This window comes from Achromobacter mucicolens, from assembly GCF_029866465.1.
Lineage (GTDB): Bacteria > Pseudomonadota > Gammaproteobacteria > Burkholderiales > Burkholderiaceae_B > Achromobacter > Achromobacter mucicolens.
Genome location: NZ_CP123364.1, coordinates 2848320 through 2867567, shown reverse-complemented (window position 1 = coordinate 2867567; position 19248 = coordinate 2848320). Strand labels below are relative to the sequence as shown.

Here is a 19248-nt window from a genome sequence, read left to right as displayed (position 1 = left end):
GATAACGTACGGTGCCCGCAGCGGGGCATCCATCAGGCAAAAGGATTCAGCATGCAGGTTGCAGTCGAGCAGACGCCCGTTCTCATCAAGATTCATCCCGACGACAACGTCGCCATCGTGGCCAACGACGGCGGCTTGCCGGCCGGAACCGTTCTGCCCGACGGGCTTCAGTTGGTGGACGCCGTGCCGCAAGGCCACAAGGTGGCCCTGACCGATCTGGCCGAAGGCGATGAGGTCAGACGCTACAACGTGGTGGTGGGCTACGCCGCCAAGTCCTTGCCGCGCGGCAGCTGGATCAACGAGCGCGTCACGACGATGCCGACCGCGCGCACGCTGGAAGACCTGCCGGTGTCCACGCGCGTGACGCCCCTGCCGCCGCTGGAGGGCTATACGTTCCAGGGCTACCGCAACGCGGACGGCACCGTGGGCACGCGCAACATCCTGGCCATCAGCACCACGGTGCAGTGCGTGCAGGGCGTGGTCGAACATGCGGTCGCGCGCATCCGCCGCGAGCTGCTGCCGCTGTATCCGAACGTGGACGACGTGGTGGGCATCGAGCACACCTACGGCTGCGGCGTGGCCATCGACGCGCCTGGCGCCGCGATTCCGATCCGCACGCTGCACAACATCGCCCGCAACCCGAATTTCGGCGGCACGTCCATGGTGGTCAGCCTGGGCTGTGAAAAACTGCAGCCTGAACGCCTCTTGGCGCCCACCGCCATTCCGATCCGTGCCGGCGAAGGCATGGGCGGCAACGGCGTGGAGACGATCGTGCTGCAGGACGAAGAGAACATCGGCTTCGATTCGATGATCCAGCTCATCATGCGCACCGCCGAGCGCCACCTGCAAAAGCTCAACGCCCGCCAGCGCGAAACCTGCCCGGTATCCGACCTGACCGTCGGTGTGCAGTGCGGCGGCAGCGACGCGTTCTCCGGCGTGACCGCCAACCCGGCCGTGGGTTTTGCGACCGACCTGCTGGTGCGCGCCGGCGGCACCGTGATGTTCTCCGAAAACACCGAAGTGCGCGATGGCATCGACCAGCTCACCGCCCGCGCCGAAACGCCCGAAGTCGCCGACGCGCTGATCCGGGAGATGGCCTGGTATGACGCGTACCTGCAGCGCGGCATGGCCGACCGCAGCGCCAACACCAGTCCGGGCAACAAGAAGGGCGGTCTGTCCAACATCGTCGAAAAGGCGATGGGGTCGATCGTCAAGTCCGGTTCCTCGCCCATCCACGGCGTGCTGTCGCCCGGCGACCGCCTGACACGCAAGGGCCTGATCTTTGCGGCCACGCCTGCCAGCGACTTCATCTGCGGCACGCTGCAACTGGCCGCGGGCATGAACCTTCACATCTTCACCACCGGCCGCGGCACGCCTTATGGGCTGGCGCAGGTGCCGGTCATCAAGGTCGCCACGCGCTCCGCGCTGGCCCGCCGCTGGCACGACCTGATGGACGTGGATGCAGGCGTGATCGCCACCGGACAGGCCTCGATCGAGGAAGTGGGCTGGCAGCTCTTTCAGATGATGCTGGACGTCGCCAGCGGCAAGAAGCAGACCTGTGCGGAAAAACTCAAGCTGCACAACGCCCTGGCGCTGTTCAATCCGGGCCCCGTGACCTGATCGCGGATCCGTCCCGTCCGTAGCGCCATCGCAGAAAAAAACCACCGAGAGGAGACAGCCGATGGAAATTGACCCGCAAGTCCAGGCCGGCCGGCGCCGGCTGCTGGGCGCCGCGCTCGCACTGGGGCCCGCCAGCCTCGTGCACGCACAGTCATTCAGTTTCACCCCGCAGCAGCGCTATCCGGATCCCTCGGTCCGGATCCTGGACCCGGAATTCTCCAAGTACCGCATCTACAGCAGCAGCGTGGAGCAGCTTGCAACCGGGTTCCGCTGGCTGGAAGGGCCGGTGTGGTTCGGGGACGGGCGTTATCTGCTGGTTTCGGACATTCCCAATAACCGCATCCTGCGCTGGGACGAGACCACGGGCCAGATCAGCGTGTTCCGCCAGCCGTCCAATTTCAGCAACGGGCTTGCCCGCGACCGCCAGGGCCGCCTGCTGACCTGCGAGCATCTGACGCGCCGCGTCACGCGCACGGAGTACGACGGCAGCATCACAGTGCTGGCCGACCGCTTCGACGGCAAGCCGTTCAATTCGCCGAACGACATCGTCTGCCAGCGCAATGGCGCCATCTGGTTCACGGATCCGCCGTTTGGGATCGGCGGGCACTGGGAGGGCGACAAGGCCACGCCTGAGCTGCCGCATTCGGTCTATCGCATCGATCCGGCCAATGGCCGCGTGACGCTGGCGCTGGCGGATCTGGCCGGGCCCAATGGCCTGTGCTTCTCGCCCGACGAAAAGGTGCTCTACATCGTCGAGTCCCGCCACCAGCCCAACCGCGTGATCTGGGCCTTCGATGTGGGCACGGACGGCGCGCTGACGAACAAGCGCCTGCACGTCGATGCGCAGGGACCCGGCGCCATCGACGGCATCAAGTGCGACGAGGCCGGCAACCTGTGGTGCGGCTGGGGCAGCAACGGCTCGGCCGACGCCAAGCCCGAGGAGCTGGACGGCGTGATGGTCTTTAACCCCGCCGGCAAACCCATCGGGCACATCCGTCTGCCCGAGCGGTGCGCCAACCTGTGTTTTGGCGGCGCCAAGCGCAACCGCCTTTTCATGGCGAGCAGCCATTCGCTCTATGCCCTGTACGTGGAGACCCGCGGCGCGGCATAGGCATATCCCCACCGCGGCCTCACCTGGCCGCGGGACACTTCAACACACATACCAATCAGTGTGGAGACAGCATGAACCCGAGCAAAAGACAGTTCCTGGGCAGCGCCGCGGCGCTTTGCCTGACGCCGCTGGTGCCGGCGTGGGCCCAATCGGCGCAATGGCCGACGCGCCCCGTGCGCATCGTGGTGCCTTACCCGCCCGGCGGCTCGTCGGACATCATCGCGCGCATCCTGGCGCCCCGGCTGGCCGAAGTGCTCAAGCAGACTGTGGTCGTCGAGAACAAGCCCGGCGCCAACGGCAACCTGGGCGCCGGCCTGGTGGTGCAGTCGGCACAGGAAGGCCATACGGTGCTCCTGTGCGACGTCGGCGCGCTGGCGATCAGCCCGTCCGTCTACACCAAGCTGACCTTTGATCCGTCCAAGGACCTGCGCGCGGTGGGCATGCTGGCGTATTCGCCGCACGTGCTGGCTGTGCATCCCGACGTGAAGGCCAACACCGTGCAGGATCTGGTCGAGCTGTCCAAGAAAGAGCGCATCAACTTTGCCGTCACCGCAATCGGCAGCGCGCCGCACCTGGCGGCTGTCGCGGTTCAGCAGGCGACCGGCGCGCAGTGGGAATACGTGCCGTACAAGGGCGGTTCGCAGGCGGTCACCGACACCATCGGCGGCCAGACGCAGATCATCATGAACGGGCTTCTGGCCACGCTGCCGCACATCAAGTCCGGCAAGCTGCGCGCGATCGCGATTTCCAAGAGCGAGCGCATGAAGCTGGTGCCGGACATTCCGACCATTTCCGAGCAGGGCGTGAAGGGCTTCGAGTCGGGCACGTGGCAGGGCGTGATGGCCCCGTCCAACATGACCGACCCGGTGGCCGCACAACTGCAGACGCTGATGGCGCAGATCGTCACCCAGCCGGACGTCACGGCGCAGTTGAACGAGCAGGGCGCCGAGATCGTCACCAAGAGCCCCGCGGAACTTGCGCAGTTCTTCGGCAGCGAACGCGCCCGCTGGGCCAAGGTCGTTGCCAGCACCGACATCCGCCTGGATTGATCGGCCCGGCCCGCGCCTTGCTAGGGGCGGGCGTTCGGGGGCACACTGGGATCGTGTCCAGGCTTCGGTCTGGACCGATTCCCGTGGAGCCTGACGATGAAATCCCTGTTCGCCGCAGCGGCCTTGGGGTCGTTGACGGCGCTGTCCGCCTTGGCAAGCGCGCCCGCAATCGCGCGCGATCCGCTGCCCACGGCGCCAAAGCCGCCCGCGTCGGCGCGCACCATACCAGACGCGTGTCTGGGCACCGACTGCCCGCGCATCGTGGACCCGGGCAAACTCAACCGGGACTGCCTGGGCACGTCATGCCCGGGCTCTCGCTATCCTCCCGCGACGGAATCGCCGGTGCGGCCTCAGAATCAACCGGGGCTGAAACCTCCCACGCGGACATGGCTGCCGCCCATGCCGCCGCGGCCTGGCCAAGCCCCCGTGGGCCCGCTGACGCCCGCGCCGGCATTGCCTCGATAGATCCGAAAAGGCCACACGCCGCAGGTATGATGGCTTCCTTGCACCTGATCCACTTCGCCTTGGCCAACGCACGCCGGGCTTCCTGACAACGACATCCCATGAACGACCGCCTGCAGCAGACCCTGCGCCGCTTCGACGAGTACAACGCCGCCGATCCCAATGTGTTCACGTGGGAAGGCCAATCCTGTCCACAGGAGCTGTTTCTTGCGCAGAAGCTGCACGAATGGGTGATGAAGCTGGCGCCTCACGCGTCCGAGCCGCTGGTCCTGGCGTCCCGGTGCCAGCACATCGGCCGTTGGGAAATCGCGCGCGCCAGCTATCCTGAAGGCCGCATCGGTTACCTGACGTGGCGCAAGGCGTTGGCCAGGCATCACGCGGCAATCGCGCAACAGATCATGCAGGAAGCCGGCTATCCGCAAGAGGACTGCGACCGCGTGGCGGCGATCCTGATGAAGCAGGGAATCAAGCAGGACCCGGACGTGCAGGTGATGGAGAACGCGCTGTGCCTGGTGTTTTTGCAATACCAGTACGAGTCGTTTTATCCCGCCCACGAAGACAAGATCGTCGAGATCCTGCGCAAGTCGCTGCTGAAGATGGATGGCGCGGGGCATCAACAGGCCATGACGCTGACCTATTCGGACCAGGGCATGGGATACATCAAGCAGGCGCTCGCCGCGCTGGAAGCGGCGGCCTAGCAGCCTTTAGCCAAACGCGATACAGGCCTGCGGCAGGCCGGGAATGGATTTCCCGGCCTGCCGCAGGCCTGTATCGCGTTTGGCGGGCTTATTCGGACGCTTGGGGCGTGACGTCGGAGGACGAGGCGTCCGCGGGCGTCGCACCTGCGGCCTTCGTATCTACGGCCTTCGTATCTGCAGAAGTCGCGTCGGCGGATTGCACGTCGGCAGGCTTCACGTCGGCAGGCGCGGCGTCACCGGCGGGTGCCGGCGTTTGTTCGGCGGACGCCTGGGCCTTTTTCTCGGCGCGGGCGCGCGCGGCGTTGCGCGACGCATTGCGCGATGCCATGCGCTTGGCGTGGCGCGCTTCGTTCGCAGTCACGGCGCCGGCGGGTTCGCCGTTCAGGTCCACGCGCGGCGCGTCTTCGACCATGCTGGCCCAGTAGCGGCGGCCATCGCACCACGTCTTGACGGCTTCCTTGATCTGCGCTTCGTCGAGCTGCAATTGCTCGGCGTGCTGCACCAGGTCGGCCAGCACACCCAGCTTGAGCGGAACCTTGGGCGCGGGGTTCTTGGGAAACGCCTTGGGAAAGTGCCGTTGCAGGCGCGAAATGGCGACGACCACGGGATCGACCGGCGACTCGCGCTTTTCGGGACGCGGCGCACGCTGGCCCTTGTCACCGCCTTGCGCGCGCTTGGCCTTGTCGCCGGTCTGCGGACGCGGACCCTTGGCGGCGCCCTGCGGGCGGCGCGGCTTGTCGGTGCCTTGCGGACGCGATTCGTTTTTCGAGCCTGCCTTGTCAGGCGACTGCTTGATAAGCAATTCCCGGATCGCGGCTAATTGTTCTAGTCCCATGTGCTACACAAAAAAAGGGTTGAGGCGGCGAGCGTGTCCCTGCGTCGTGAAATCCGCTACCCGGAGACGACCACGAGCAGCGCCAGCGACAGCAGGATGCCGAACGCGGCCAGGGCAAACGGCAGTAGTAGAACATACACGCCGCGTTCCTGCCCCCGGCCATGCGCCAAACCGGCCGCAATCGACATCCGAACCGGCGAAAAAATCCCCATCGACGTGCCCGAAACGTGCAGCAGCGCGGCAGCTGCGGGCACGCTCAGGCCAGCCTGAAGCGCTAATGATAGCTGGGATGGCATGAACAGGCTGTTTGGCGCGTTGCCGCTGTTGGCCAGGATGCCGAACGCGCCGGCCAGCAGCGGCGTGATCAGGATAGTCCAGTCGCGCAGGCTCGCAAAGAGGCCGTCGGCGTAGGCCCGCGATATGCCCGCGCCAGCCAGCACCTCGGCCATCATGGCAAACAGGAATACGGACATGACGGCGTGCCGTCCGGTCAGCCAGGCGGCGCGCGCCTGTGTCCGCACGGCGCCCGGATGTCGCTGCCAGGCGGCCAGGAGCAGGGCGCCGGCGATCAGCCAGCTTCCGGCATGCAGAAATGGCATCCACGGCGGCAGGTCCGCATACGGGCGCAAAGCCGCAAGGTCGGCAAGGCCGCGATTCAGGCCGGGCACAAGCCGCGTGGCGACCAGCCAGGCGATGAGGGCGATATAGGGCAAGGCGCGGCGCGTTGCCCGCAGCGCCTCGCTGCGACCGGGCCGGCGGTCCGCCAGAAAACGCAGCACGATCAGCGGTCCGTATGCGGCGAGCAGTGCCGTTTCCGGTCCCAATAGCGCGGTCGCCGCGGCCAGCAAGGCCAGGCTCGCGGCCATCCAGCCAGCCTCGCGGACCCGCTCGGCGGCCGGCGCAGACAACCCCGCGCGCGTCGCGGTGCGCCAGTACAGCGTCAGCCACACGCCCATCAGCAGCGCGATGGGCACCATGCTGTAAAGCGCAAGTTGCGTGGGCGGCACGCGGGCATAGGCCGAAGCCAGCAGCGTGCCGCTGCCCATCGCGCCCCACGGAATCAGCGTCTGGCTGAGCAGCGCAAACACCATGACCTCGCGGGCGCCGAGGCCGAGCGGACGGATCAGCATCACGGTGCCCAGCATGCCCACGCCGAAACCCGTTGCCGATTCGGCGAAAGGGCCGATCAGGAAACAGGCAAAGAACAGCAGTCGGCGCTTCGCCAGCGCATCGCGGCGCCCCGCGTCCGGCGCGCCGCCAGCCGTGGCGTCGTTAGCCGAGGCGTGCCCCTGCGCCGCCATCTGCCAGAACAGCAGGCCGCCCAGGATGTAGGGGGTGATGATCCATCCGATCCAGAGCCCGCGTTCCAGCGCAATGGCCAGTTGCGAAGGCGCAAAAGGGGCAGGCGCCGCAAACAGCGCGATAGGCAGGGCCCCCAACAGGCCCATCGCCGCCGCAATGGTGGTGTTGACGCGCCCGCTCGCGATCGCGGCGATCACGGTCAGCGCCGGCAGGGACCACAGCAGGTACATCATTGAGGGAACATCCGCATCGCCCGGGTGAAGTCGCGGCGCAAAGCGTAGCAGCCTCTGGCCGCCGCGGGTAGCCATGCGTGCGGCGGACGGGGACGAGGGCGGGAGAGGGCGCGGCGCCCACACGCAGGAACGCCGGCTGGCGCTTGCACGCGAGCCGGCGTTCGGGACCTGGAAGATCAGGCCGGTGACGCTCGGATTACTGGTTCGCGCCGCGGATATTGCCCGCGATGCCGCCAGCCGCGCCGCCGATGGCGGCGCCGGTCCAGGCGCTGCCGCCCGCGATCGCGGCAATGCCGGCGCCCGCCGCGGCGCCCATCAAGCCGCCCGTGACGGTGCCTTGCTGTTCCTTGGTCATATTGGTGCATGCGGCCAGCGATGCCATCGCAATGGCCAGACCTATCGTGCGGATCGTCTTCATGGCGGCTCCTAGGGGGTGCGTTTCGTCTTCGTGGCGGGCATGACGATCTCAAACCAGATCGTCTCCACGACAGGGCGATCCAATCGGCTCGGATTGGCGGCATACCAGCGGTCGACGGTATCGCGCACGGAGTCCAGCGTCTGGTTCTGAAGACCCATGGAGAACTTGGGCACCAGGGTCTGGGTATCCGGCACGGCACGGCGTTGCTGATAGGCCCTTTCGACCTCAAGGACGTTGGCCATGCCCAGCAGATAGGCCTTCTTGAGATTGGCGTCGGATTCGGTCCAGTGCTTGCCCGTGACGATCGGGGCAGGCTCCGCGGGTGCGGCCGTGACAGCCGACCCGAACAGCATCGAGAGGGCTACGGTCGCTGGGCCAAGCAGGTGTTTTACTCGCATCGCATCGCTCCTTTGGGGAACAAAAGATAGAAAACAACCTTCGCGCGCGATTCGGGCGGACGAACCGTGATGGCCGATCGAAAAGCGTACCGATCAATTTATGCCTGAATGCGTGGGCACGCAAGATCAGATTGGCGGGTGGATCGGACCGATTTGCGTCTTCAGTACGCGGCCGATGGCGCTGCGGCGGCAGCGCTGGGTGCGCCGCGGTCAAAGCTGGCCGCCAGCCGGCGGGCGCTGTTGGCATAGAGCAGGACATCCACGCCAACCGCCACGAACGTGCAGCCCAGCTCCAGGTAGCGGCGCGCCAGGGCGGGGTCCGAGGTCAAGGTGCCGGCGGCTTTGCCGCGCGCGATGATGACCTGCATGGCGCGTTCGATCGCGGCCTGTACATCGGGGTGGCCGGGGCGGCCGCGATAACCCATCGACGCAGCCAGATCCGCCGGCCCGATGAAGACCCCATCCACGCCCGGCACCTCGCAGATTGCCTCCAGGTTCGACAGCGCTTGAACGGTTTCTGCCTGCACGAGCAGGCAGACTTCATCGTCGGCGACTTCCAGGTAGTCCTCGCGGGCGCTCCAGCGCGACGCGCGTCCCACGGCACTGCCGACCCCGCGGATGCCGTGCGGCGGATAGCGCGTGGCGGCGACCAAGGCGCGCGCCTGGTCGGCCGTGTCCACCATCGGCACCAGCAGGGTTTTCGCGCCAATGTCCAGCATCTGCTTGATGAGGGCCGTGTCAGCCGCCACCACGCGCACCACGGGATGCGAACGGTAGGGCGCCACGGTCTGCAACGCCGCAAGTGTTCCGCGCAAGTCGTTCGGGGCGTGCTCGCCATCGATCAGCAGCCAGTCAAAGCCGGCGGTGGCGGAGACCTCGGCCAGATAGGGATCGGCCATGGAGAGCCATAGCCCGACCTGGGCCTGGCGCGCCGCGAGGGCGGCCTTGAAGGGGTTGTGTGCGGGCATGCGGAAAGACTCCAGAAAGGGGGCGGATCAGCTGACGATGCCCAGGTGCCAGGGCACGAATTCGTGGTTGCCCAGGCCCAGGGCTTCGCTCTTGGTGGGTGCACCCGAGGCCGCGCGCAGGATGTGGTCGAAGATGCGCTGACCCATCTGCGCGATGTCCACCTCGCCGTCCAGCACCGCGCCGCAGTTGATGTCCATGTCCTGCTCAAGCCGGGCGTACATGCTGCTGTTGCTGGCAAGCTTGAGGGTGGGCGCCGGCTTGGAACCGAACATCGACCCGCGTCCCGTCGTGAAGCAGATCAGGTTGGCCCCGCTGGCGATCTGTCCGGTGACGGCGACCGGGTCGTAGCCGGGCGAATCCATGAACACCAGGCCCGGGCGGTCGATGGGTTCGGCGTATTCGTACACGGCTTGCAGCGGCGTCGTGCCGCCCTTCATGGCGGAACCCAGCGATTTTTCGAAGATGTTGGCCAGGCCGCCTTGCTGGTTGCCGTGGCCGACGACGCCATTGAACTGCGCGTTGTGCCCGGCCGTGTAGGCTTCCCACCAGGCCAGCCGGTCCAGCAGCTTCTGTCCCACTTCCGGCGTGACGGCGCGGCGCGTCAGCAGGTATTCCACGCCGTGGATTTCGGGGGTTTCCGACAGGATCGCCGTGCCGCCATGGCGCACCAGAATGTCCATGGCCGCGCCCAGCGCCGGATTGGCCGTGATCGCCGAATAACCGTCGGACCCGCCGCATTCGAGGCCGATCTTCAGATGGCTGGCCGGCACGCTGCTGCGGCGCGCGGCGTTCGCGTGCGGCAGCATTTCCTCCACGGCGCGGATGCCCGCGTCGATGGTGGCGCGCGTGCCGCCAGAGTCCTGCATCACCAGGGAGCGTACCCGCGGATCGCCGGCCAGGTTCTGCGAGTCGATCAAGGCGGACACCTGATTGCGCTCGCATCCGAGACCCACGATCAGCACACCGGCCAGGTTCGGATGCCGCGCATAGCCGGCCAGCGTGCGCCGCAGGACGTCGAAATGCTCGCTGGGCGAGGACATCCCGCAACCACTGGTCTGTGCAAACGCGGCCACGCCATCCACGTTGGGATAGGCGGCAAGCCGCTCGGGCGTGAAATGCTGCGCAATGTGGTGGATGACCGTGGCGGAACAGTTCACCGACGCGATGATGCCGACAAAATTGCGCGTGCCCACCCGACCGTCGGCGCGCACATAGCCCTGAAACGTGGCGCGTTGCGCCTCGGGCACCATCGCGACGGGGCGAACGTCGCGGCAGAACGCCGGGTCCCGCTCGAAGTCGGCCAACGCAAGGTTGTGGGCGTGCACGTGGTCGCCCGCCTCGATGTCCCGGGCAGCCACGCCAATGACGGCGTCGTACTTGCGCACCGGTGTGCCCGCGGCAATGCGGCAGGCGGCAATCTTGTGCCCGCCAGGCACCTGCGCGCGCACACGCAGACCCAGGTCGGGCACGACCATGCCCAGGGCCAGGGCCTCCCGGGCGACGAGGACATTGTCGTTGGGGTGAAGCCGGATCAAGGGGTTGGAGTTCACCGTGAATCAGCCTTTCTGCAGCATTTCTTTCAATTTCAGCCGTGCGATCAATGCGGTCTCCTGCTGATAGACCGAGGCGACATACGCCTGGTAATCCGGACCGTCCAGGTACATCACCGGCGCGTCGATGCGGTCGGCAACCTGCTTGAAGGCGTCGCTCTTGACGGCGGTGCGGAACGCATCGCGCAGCTTGCGCTCGACGGCGGGGTCCAGGCCCTTGGGCGCGCCGATGCCGTTGGGCGCCTCGACCACGACGACGTAACCCAATTCCTTCAAGGTTGGCGCGTCCTTGAAGCGCGAGGCGCGCGATTCGCCCCAGGTCGCCAGCAGGCGCAGTTTGCCTGCCTCGACATGCGGCGCCCACGAGCTGGAATCGGCCAGGAGATCGACCTGGCCGCCCAGCACATCCTGCAGCGCGGCCGCGCCGCCCTTGTACGCGATGGCGTTAAACCGCACGCCGGCCGCCATGGCGAACTCTTCCATGCCCACGTGCGTCGCGCCGCCGATGCCGGCGTGCCCGTATGTCAATTTGCCCGGGTTGGCCTTGGCGTACGCCACGACTTCCTTGAGCGTCTTGAATGGCGAGGAGGCCAGCACGGCAATGCCGAACGTCTGGCCCGACGTGCGCGCCAGGTAGGTCAGTTCGCTACGCGGGTCCAGCTGCAACAGGCCAAGTTGCGAAAAGCGCGCGACCGAGATGGGAATCTGACCGATGGTGTAGCCGTCCGGTTGCGCCTGCGACAGCGACTTCGTGCCGATCATTCCTGACGCGCCGGCGCGGTTCTCGACCACGATGGACTGGCCCAGCACCCCCGAGGCCACCTGGCAAAGCGCGCGCATGGATTGGTCCGCCGTGCCGCCCACGGGCCAGGGGCAGATGAAGGTGATGGGACGCTGGGGATAGTCGGCGGCGCGGGCCGTGGCGGGCGCCAGCAGGCCGACCGCGCCAGCGCCGGCGGCCGCGCCCAGATAGGCGGCGCCGGCCAGGAACCTGCGCCTGTCCAGATCGGGGGTAGGGATGTGCCTCATGATTTGTCTCCGGATGTCGTTCTTATGGGTCTCGCTTTTATATTCGGGCCCCGGCAAGGCTACGCGGGGGCCCGGACTTATTCTCGTGAGCTTAACCATAACTATCCAATAGAATTGGCGCATCGTTAGATAACGCCGGTGATATGTATCGGCGCCCTGGTATCGGAGTCCTCGATGGCGCATTTGGATCGCGTTTTCCGCTCAAACCTGAAGCTGCGTCACCTCCAACTGGTCGTGGCGCTGGATGAATTCCGGCATTTGGGACGCACGGCCGAGTTCATGACCGTCAGCCAGCCGGCGGTGTCGCGCATGCTGTCGGAGGTCGAATCGATGCTGGGTCTGGCGCTGTTTGCGCGGTCCGTGCGCGGCACGGAGCCCACGGAGGCCGGCGCCTCGGTCGTGCGCTTTGCGCGCGGCGTGCTGGCGCAATACGCGCGAACCCGCGACGAGATCGACGCCGCCGCAAGCGGCGCGGCGGGCAAGACGAGAGTCGGCGCGATGGCCGTCGCGCTGCCGGTGCTGCTGGCGCGGGCGGTGCACGCCTTGAAGGCGCGGTCGGCGCGCGCGACCGTGCTGATCGAAGAGGGCGACCTGACGCACCTGCTGCCCAAGCTTCGGCTGGGCGAACTGGACCTTTTCGTGGGCAGGTTGGAGCCGGGCTATGCCGCGCCAGATCTGCAGACCGAAGCGTTGTTCGAGGAGCCGATGGTGGTGGTGGCCGCGCCGGGCAGCAAGGTCGCGGGACTGGCACATCCCGGCTGGGAAGATCTGGCGGCATTGCCGTGCGTCATGCCACCGCCGTGGGCGTCATTGCGCGTCAAGCTGGAGCAGCAGTTCCACCAGCACGGGCTGGAACCGTCGTCCGATCTGATGGAAACGTCGTCCTACCTGGCGACGTTGACTTTCATCCGCGAACGCCACGGCGTCGGGTTTCTAGCCCGCTCGGCGGCGAGAAGCTTCCAAGCCCAGGGGCTGTGCCGGATTCTTGCGGTGCCGCTCGCGTTGCCGCTGCCGCCCGTCGGCATCATTACGATGCGCGAAGCCGGCCTGCCGGCCACCAGCGCGCAACTGATCGATTGCTTGAAGGAGGCTGCAACGGCGCTGTCGGCCGAAGCGGCAGACGGCGCCGGATAAGCCGGCGCGCGTTCGTGATGGCACTGCTGGTGGCGATTTACTTGGCCGCCGTGGCAGCGGCGGGCGCCAGCGCTTGCAGCAGGCGCTGCGCGTTGCCCTGCAGGTCCGCGACCGGGTCGGCGCCATCAGTGGCCAGCACGACGGCCTTGGCGCCGCCGGCTTCAATGGCCTGCGAAAGTGCTGGGGTCGGCTCGCGGTGCAACAGGGCGGCGGCCACGCCGTTGTCCTTCAGCGTGGCGGTCAGCGCAGCCAGCGCGTCGGGCGTCCAGTCCTTGTCGTCACGTGCCATCGTGTCGACCAGATCCAGATTGAATTCCGCAATCAGGTAGGGCAGGCGTTCGGACAGGCTGACGACCGCGACGTTCTCGGCCTGCGCCAGCCCCGCCTGGCTTTTTGCATTCAGTTCGACCAGCGTGCGCTTGATGTGCGCCAGGTTGTCGCCGATGCGCTTTTCGTCGGACGGGGACAGGCGGCCCAGGTCGGCGGCTACGATGTCGGCCATGCGGCCCAGGTTGACGATGCTGAGCCACGGATAGGCGGCGAACTGGCCGCCGGGGCGCGTGTCGCTTTGCAGCGCGATGCCGTTCAGCGCGCCGTCGAGCGGACGCGCCGCATCGATCTCGACGATGCGGATGTTGGTGCGGCGCGCGTTGGCGTAGAGCGGATCGTCTGGCCAGATGGAACGCAGGCCCACGGCCGCGTCGGCGGAGGCGGCGGCCTTTTTCAGCGCCGCGCCGCCGCGGCCGCTGAAGTAGGACGTCAGCCGCGTGGCCGGCAGGTTGGCGGGCGCCGCACGTTCGACGCGGATGCTGCTGTCCTTGGCCAGACTGTCGGTCAGGGCGAACACGACCGGGTGGGCGGCCAGCACGGTGACTGCTGCAGGCGCGGTGCTGGCGGTTTCGGGTTGCGGGGCGCGGGCGGCGCGGCCGGACTTGGCGGCTTCCTGGGCATGCGCCGTAACGGCGGCGCCCAGGGCGGATGCCATCGCCACCGCCAGGGCGGCGCGGCGCAAGGTGACATAACCTGACTTCAGACTCATGCTGCGTTTCCTTTCAGACCGGGGACCAGGCTGCGCGCCAGGGCCGCGATCGCAAACAAGATTCCCGCGACCAGAATGATGGCCGCGCCGGAGGGCACCGGCAGTTCCAGTTCGATGGGCAACATGATGCCGGCGAGCGTGGCGATCATCGCAAACAGCACCGACATCGTGAAAAACCCCTTGAGCGATTGCGCCAGCATCCGCGCCGCGGCGGCCGGAATCACCAGCAGCGCGCCGACCAGGATGGCGCCGATCACCTTGACCGAAGCCACGGTGACCAGCGTCACCAGGATCACGAACAGGTAGTCCATCGCCTTGACGGGTACACCGCGCACGGCGGCAAGCTGCGGATTGAAACTGGCCAGCATCAGCCGGTTGTAGTTGGGCAGCGCCAGCGCCAACGCCAGCACCGCCACGCACGTCAGCACCGACAGGTCGTTGCTGTTGACGGTGAGCACCGAGCCGAACAGCACGTTCTCCAGGATGTGGATGTTGATGCGCCCGGCCAGCACCAGCAGCAGGCTTGCACCCAGCGCCAGCGACACCGACAGGAACACGCCGATCAAGGTGTCCGGCGTGAGGCGCGTGCGGTTGCTCAGGAAATTGAGCAGGATGCCGAAGATGAGGCAATAGCTGAACAGGCTGCCATACGGGCCGGTGTAGGGCTCGCCCAGCAGAATGCCGATCGCCACGCCGGTCAGCGCGGCATGGCCCACCGCTTCCGAGAAGAACGCAAAGCGCTTGACCACGACCAGCGTGCCCAGGCCGCCCAACACCGGCCCGATGATCAGGCCGGCGAGCAGGGCGTTGATGACGAAGCCATAGGCCAGCGAATCGGGCAGCGCGCCGGATTCCGCCGCGCGCTGGATGAGTTGGCGCAGGTTATCGAAAAAGGCGTTCATGCGGCGCGCTCCTGCGGTTGGCCGCCCACGCGCGGACGGGTGGAAAAGAGCGTCAGCAGCCGGTCGGGCGTCAGCACTTGCTTAGGAGGACCGTCGCAAAGCACCTGGCGGTTCAGCCCGGTGACGCGGTCGGCCAGGCGGCCAACGGCCTCCAGGTCATGCTCGATCCAGAGCACGGTCACGCGCTGCGCGCGCCAGTTGTCCAGCAATTGTTCGAACACGCGCACGCCGGCTTCGTCCAGCGCCGACATGGGCTCGTCCAGGACCACCATCGATGGGCTGGGCACCAGGCCCTGGGCCAGCAGTACGCGCTGGCGCTCGCCGCCCGACAGCGCGCCCATGCGGCGGTTGCGCTTGTCCTGCATGCCCACGCGTTCCAGCGCGGCGGAAATCTCTGCCGACTTTGCGCGCGACAAGCCCAGGAATGCCGGCTTGCGCTGGCACATCGCGGCCATGAAATCGTTGACGGTCATGGGCAGGCCGCGATCGAACTCCAGCGCCTGCGGGATGTAGCCGATGACGCCCGGCCGATCGCCGGGCCACGTCACGCTGAGCTTGCCTCGATGCGGCATCTGGCCCAGCAGCGTCTTGACCAGGGAACTCTTGCCGCCGCCGTTGGGGCCCACCAGCGCGTGCACGCTGCCCGCCGTCACGCTAAAGGCGACATCGCTGAGGATCTCGGTGCGGCCCAGCGTCAGCGAGATCTGCTCGAAGGTCAGCGTGGGGCCGGGCGCGCCCGCCGGGTGCGGGCTCACCGGGCCGGTCACGCGCCGGCCTCTTCAATGGCGCGCACGACGGTAGCCAGGTTTTGCGTCATTTCCTTCTCGAACTGCTCGGCGCTGTATTCGCCGTAAGAGATGTGCGACAGCGCGTACAGCTTCACGCCGGTTTCACGCTGGATCGTTTCGACGTACGAGGACGGGAAGTTCAGTTCCGAAAAGATCACCTTGACGTCGGCCGCGCGCAATTGCTCGATGGTGCCCTTGAGCTGGGCCGGGCTGGGCTCGATGCCGTGCGCCGGCTCCACGACGGCCGTGACTTCCAGGCCGAATTCGCGCAGCAGGTAGTCGTACGCGCCGTGAATGGTGGCCACGCGCAGGTCGGCGTTGGGCGCGGAGGCCAACTTGCCCAGCGCATCGGCGCGCAGCTTGCGCAGGCGCTGGCCATAGGCGCGCGCGTTGGCGGTGTACGCCTGCGCGTTCGCGGGATCGATACGGCCCAGTTCGCGGGCGATGGTGTTGATCTGCGCGATCGAGGCGGTGATCGACAGGAAGGTGTGCGGATTGACGACCTTGCCCGAATCGCCGCCCCCGCGCGCGGCCATGCCGACTGCGGCCAGCAGCGGCACCTGCGCGTTTGCCTCGATCACCGGGATCTTGGGCTTTTCGCTGGCGGCGATCATGCGGTCCGCGAAGTCATCGTGGCCGATCCCGTTGAGCACGACGACGTCCAACGTGCCGATGCGCTTGATGTCCTCGGCGCGAGGCTCGTAGGCATGCGGATTGAAGCCCACCGGAATCAGCGGCACGACCTCGGCCTTGTCTCCCACGATGTTGGCGACGTAGCTGAAATAAGGGTGCAGCGTCACGCCGATCTTCAGACGCTTGGCGTCTTCGGCGTGGGCGGGCGCGGTGAGCGCGCCGGCCAGCAGCGCCAGCGCGGCGAGCGGCGCGGCGCAGCGGCGCAGGATCTGGGAGAAAGACGAAAAGGCAGACATAAATCCGTAGGCTCGTGTCGGAAGGCGAAGGGGGAGGGCCCGGTCAGGGCTTGTTCTGGCGGGTAACGCCGGCATCGAACTGGGCGGCGACCTGCAGCCAGCCCGCCGCCGCCAACGCGGCATCGTCGGCGCTTTCCGGGACGCGGATTGCCGCATTCCGGGCCAGCCAGACATCGGCCTGGGCGGGCGCACTGCCGTCATGGCCATGGCCGTCCTTGGCGTGGCCGTCTTCGGCGCGCATCAGGAACGATCCGGCGAGCTTGGCATCCGCCGTCTGCCCTACATACAAGGCTTTGCCCGCCTGACGCTCCAAGCGCCACACGTGGCCGCCGCGCGCGGCGGTGCTGTTGTCGGTGACGAAAGGCGGCAGTCCCTGCGCAGCCAGATCGGCGACAGAGGGCAGCGGCTCGCCGGCTTGCAGGGCAAATCCGATTTCCTCGTAGGCGACGCGCAGGTCGGCGTAGATGCCCTGTTCGGCGGGCGTCAGATCGCGTCGTGCGTCGATCTGGGTGGCGGCGAGCGGCGCGCTTTCGGGCGGCGCTTCGCGCAGTCCGATATACCCTGCGGCGGCGGCGACGATGACCACGCAGGCGCCCAGCACCGCAAGGGTTTCGTGGCCGGCGCCCGCGGGGCGGATGACTTGTGTGTGCATGCTGCGGTTGGCCGGGGCTTACTGGATGTCGACGTGGTCGATCTCGACCACGTGGCCGGGACCCGCGTCAAACAGGACGTAGAACTCGCCGTTCGGCCGCTTGAACGACATCTTGGAATCCGCGTCCAGCTTGCCGGGCACGAGGATCTGTTCGTCGTAGGAGATGACGTCCATGGTGACGCCGGCCGCGCCGCTGCCGTCGGAGAATCCGCCGGTGCACTGGATCTGTTCCTTGCCCTCGGCCTTGCATTCGGCCATCGGATTGTGCGCCAGGGCCGAAGCGCTGGCGGTCAACAGCGCGCCAAGCAGGGCGGCGCGAAAGCGGTTCGCGAAAACTGCGTTCATCGGGATGCTCCTTGTTTCTTCAGCCACTCGACGGTGGCGGGGGAGGCGGTGGCGATGGGCCACGCCGCCTGGTGCACCGAACCGTCCCAGCCTTCCGCCGTGATCCAGAGATCGGCGTCCGGGGTGGTGCGCGGCGGAATCGGCACGGTGGCAAAGGCCCGGTGCGGGCTGCCAAAGAAGATCGAGCCCGCGGCGCGCAGGCTGCGCGGCTTGCCCACGCGCACGTAGACTGCGCGGATCTGGTCCTTGCAGCCTTCGCATTGCGCCATGGTGAAGGTCTTGACCATGCCGGCCGGATCGGACTTGGGCGGTTCGATCTGCCATTCGGCAAGCTGCAGCTTCCACGGGCCGACCTGCAGGTCGCCGGCGGGGCGCTGGCCCAGGCCCATCGCCCCTCGCGACAACGCCAGGTTATCGAAATACTTCGGAACGTAGAGGATCGGCAGGATAAGCAGCAGCGCGCTCAGGTGAAAGCGCCAGCGGCGCCAGAGTCTGGGCTTGGACGCGGCGGCGAGGGTGGCGGTCTTGCTCATTCGGTCACCTCACGGGCGTCGGTGCGGGCTGCGCGGGCAGGGCGCAGCGCCTTGGCGGTGGCTTGCGCGGTGCGCTTGGTCCAGATCAGCAGGCCGCTCAGCGACATCATCGTCAGCAGCAGGCCAAACAGGAACCACACCAGCTTCAGCCAGAACCCGCCGAAGTCGCCGGTGTGCAGCGGCCGCATGGATTCGGTGAAAAATTCCAGACCGCTGCGATCGGACAGGCGGCGCACTTCCTCGACGGCGCCGTTGTACGGATTGATCTTGGCGTATTGGTACATCAGCGGATAGGCGCCGCGGCCCGAGATGGTGATCGGGTCGTAGGCATTGCCGGGGAAAAACACCTGCTGCGTCTCCAGGCCGGGCAGCTCGCGCTCGGCAATACCGACGATCTGGTCGAGCGGCAGGCGTTTGACGGTGTCGCCGGGCGCGACGGTCGGCACCTGGTCGCGCGCCACGACGGCGGGGACGCCCTGCGTTGAGATCGTGGTGGCCGTATCGAACAGCACGGCCTGGACCAGGAACCAGATCGCGCTGACCGAGATCAGCAGGATGAACCAGACGGACCACAACCCCGACAGGCGGTGGAAGTCGCCCCAGAAAATGCGGGCGCCCTGGCCGACGCGCAGGCGCGGCTTCTGGAAATAGGCGCGCCAGAACCGTTTGTAGACGACGAGACCCGTGATGAGCGAGAGCAGCATCGGCACGGACAGCAGCGACACCAGGTACCAGCCCCAGCTATAGCCATTCGTGAACGGAATCAACAGCCAGCCGTGCAACGCGCGCATGAACTGGCGCAGGTCAAAGTTCAGGGCAGGGCCTTGAACATCACCGGTATAGGGGTTGACGTAAATGGAGGTGAATCGCGCGCCCGGATATCCGACCGAGGCCGTCAGGGCGAATTGGGATTCCTCGGGCCAGGACAGCCGCTGCACGGAAGCGTCGGGCTCCTGCTTGGCGATGGCGTCCATCAAATCCTGGTAGCCCATGCGCGGGGTATCGGCATCGGGCGCCTGGGCGCGAACGGCGGGATTGATGAGCCAGACGATTTCCTGGCTGATGACGGCGATGGTTCCGGTCGCACAGATGAAGAACAGGAAAATCCAGATCGGCAAGGCCAGCCAACTGTGGACGAGAAACCATAATTTGGAGCGCGATGGCTTGGCCATTCGAGAACTGTCCGAAGAACGTGAGAAGTGGATCTGGTCCCATTTAAGGGAGGTGTCAGGCGGAATTCTAGCAATAATCG

Annotated in this window: 20 protein-coding genes; 5 read left to right on the top strand and 15 right to left on the bottom strand. The window is 67.0% G+C overall.

Translation table 11 applies throughout. The annotated features are described in order from the left end of the window. Positions 1-51 precede the first annotated feature (51 nt). The 4 genes from garD to QEP15_RS13140 all read left to right on the top strand — a co-directional run bounded on the left by garD (position 52) and on the right by QEP15_RS13140 (position 4940). Positions 52-1620 (top strand): galactarate dehydratase, encoded by a 1569-nt coding sequence (gene garD, locus QEP15_RS13155; RefSeq protein ID WP_056318035.1) that lies wholly within the window; start codon positions 52-54, stop codon positions 1618-1620. A gap of 61 nt (positions 1621-1681) precedes the next feature. Further along, positions 1682-2731, top strand: coding sequence for an SMP-30/gluconolactonase/LRE family protein (locus tag QEP15_RS13150; RefSeq protein ID WP_262760245.1), 1050 nt, complete (start codon positions 1682-1684; stop codon positions 2729-2731). 71 nt (positions 2732-2802) lie between these two features. Then, a complete protein-coding gene (locus QEP15_RS13145; protein ID WP_062839424.1) occupies positions 2803-3780 on the top strand; it encodes a Bug family tripartite tricarboxylate transporter substrate binding protein in 978 nt (325 codons plus the stop codon). A 563-nt stretch (positions 3781-4343) separates the two neighbouring features. Next, complete coding sequence (locus QEP15_RS13140; protein ID WP_175155525.1) at positions 4344-4940, top strand: DUF4202 domain-containing protein; 597 nt, start codon at positions 4344-4346, stop codon at positions 4938-4940. 88 nt (positions 4941-5028) lie between these two features. Here QEP15_RS13140 and QEP15_RS13135 read toward each other — a convergent pair whose 3' ends face one another. From QEP15_RS13135 to QEP15_RS13105, 7 genes are all read right to left on the bottom strand, one after another. Further along, the gene (locus QEP15_RS13135; protein WP_254607118.1) at positions 5029-5775 is read right to left on the bottom strand and encodes a ProQ/FinO family protein; all 747 of its coding nucleotides are present in this window, start codon (positions 5773-5775) and stop codon (positions 5029-5031) included. Between the two features lie 56 nt (positions 5776-5831). Then, positions 5832-7310, bottom strand: a complete 1479-nt coding sequence (locus tag QEP15_RS13130) for a hypothetical protein (RefSeq protein WP_217617955.1) — start codon at positions 7308-7310, stop codon at positions 5832-5834. 196 nt (positions 7311-7506) lie between these two features. Then, on the bottom strand, positions 7507-7728 hold the full coding sequence (locus QEP15_RS13125) for a hypothetical protein (RefSeq protein WP_056318016.1): 222 nt from the start codon (positions 7726-7728) through the stop codon (positions 7507-7509). Between the two features lie 8 nt (positions 7729-7736). After that, the gene (locus QEP15_RS13120; RefSeq protein WP_056318013.1) at positions 7737-8126 is read right to left on the bottom strand and encodes a hypothetical protein; all 390 of its coding nucleotides are present in this window, start codon (positions 8124-8126) and stop codon (positions 7737-7739) included. 161 nt (positions 8127-8287) lie between these two features. Beyond that, positions 8288-9094, bottom strand: a complete 807-nt coding sequence (gene hpaI, locus QEP15_RS13115) for a 4-hydroxy-2-oxoheptanedioate aldolase (protein WP_217617956.1) — start codon at positions 9092-9094, stop codon at positions 8288-8290. Positions 9095-9121: 27 nt separating this feature from the next. Next, positions 9122-10645: a UxaA family hydrolase gene (locus tag QEP15_RS13110; protein WP_280147532.1), complete on the bottom strand. Its 1524-nt coding sequence runs from the start codon at positions 10643-10645 to the stop codon at positions 9122-9124. A 6-nt stretch (positions 10646-10651) separates the two neighbouring features. Beyond that, positions 10652-11674, bottom strand: coding sequence for a tripartite tricarboxylate transporter substrate binding protein (locus tag QEP15_RS13105; RefSeq protein ID WP_152384496.1), 1023 nt, complete (start codon positions 11672-11674; stop codon positions 10652-10654). Between the two features lie 174 nt (positions 11675-11848). Here QEP15_RS13105 and QEP15_RS13100 point away from each other — a divergent pair, with 174 nt between their 5' ends. Continuing rightward, positions 11849-12808, top strand: coding sequence for a LysR substrate-binding domain-containing protein (locus QEP15_RS13100; protein WP_175155521.1), 960 nt, complete (start codon positions 11849-11851; stop codon positions 12806-12808). A 37-nt stretch (positions 12809-12845) separates the two neighbouring features. Here the strand turns inward: QEP15_RS13100 and QEP15_RS13095 are convergent, their stop codons facing one another. Genes QEP15_RS13095 through QEP15_RS13060 form a run of 8 tightly spaced genes read right to left on the bottom strand, consistent with a single transcriptional unit; the run spans position 12846 to position 19168 of the window. Further along, the gene (locus QEP15_RS13095; RefSeq protein WP_279992266.1) at positions 12846-13847 is read right to left on the bottom strand and encodes a metal ABC transporter solute-binding protein, Zn/Mn family; all 1002 of its coding nucleotides are present in this window, start codon (positions 13845-13847) and stop codon (positions 12846-12848) included. Next, the gene (locus QEP15_RS13090; protein ID WP_175155519.1) at positions 13844-14749 is read right to left on the bottom strand and encodes a metal ABC transporter permease; all 906 of its coding nucleotides are present in this window, start codon (positions 14747-14749) and stop codon (positions 13844-13846) included. The genes QEP15_RS13095 and QEP15_RS13090 overlap by 4 nt, the downstream gene beginning before the upstream one ends. Continuing rightward, positions 14746-15516, bottom strand: coding sequence for a metal ABC transporter ATP-binding protein (locus QEP15_RS13085; protein ID WP_217617961.1), 771 nt, complete (start codon positions 15514-15516; stop codon positions 14746-14748). The genes QEP15_RS13090 and QEP15_RS13085 overlap by 4 nt, the downstream gene beginning before the upstream one ends. Further along, positions 15513-16466 (bottom strand): metal ABC transporter solute-binding protein, Zn/Mn family, encoded by a 954-nt coding sequence (locus tag QEP15_RS13080; protein WP_217469981.1) that lies wholly within the window; start codon positions 16464-16466, stop codon positions 15513-15515. The genes QEP15_RS13085 and QEP15_RS13080 overlap by 4 nt, the downstream gene beginning before the upstream one ends. A 43-nt stretch (positions 16467-16509) precedes the next feature. Further along, positions 16510-17118, bottom strand: coding sequence for a DUF6162 family protein (locus QEP15_RS13075; protein ID WP_175155518.1), 609 nt, complete (start codon positions 17116-17118; stop codon positions 16510-16512). Between the two features lie 18 nt (positions 17119-17136). After that, entirely contained in the window at positions 17137-17463 is a 327-nt protein-coding gene (locus tag QEP15_RS13070) for a hypothetical protein (protein ID WP_056317990.1), read from the bottom strand. Beyond that, the gene (locus QEP15_RS13065; protein WP_175155517.1) at positions 17460-17996 is read right to left on the bottom strand and encodes a thiamine pyrophosphate-binding protein; all 537 of its coding nucleotides are present in this window, start codon (positions 17994-17996) and stop codon (positions 17460-17462) included. Before QEP15_RS13065 ends, QEP15_RS13070 begins: the two co-directional genes overlap by 4 nt. After that, positions 17993-19168 carry a PepSY-associated TM helix domain-containing protein gene (locus QEP15_RS13060; protein ID WP_056317985.1) on the bottom strand — a complete coding sequence of 392 codons (1176 nt, stop codon included), beginning with the start codon at positions 19166-19168 and terminating at the stop codon, positions 17993-17995. The genes QEP15_RS13065 and QEP15_RS13060 overlap by 4 nt, the downstream gene beginning before the upstream one ends. Between the last annotated feature and the right edge of the window lie 80 nt (positions 19169-19248).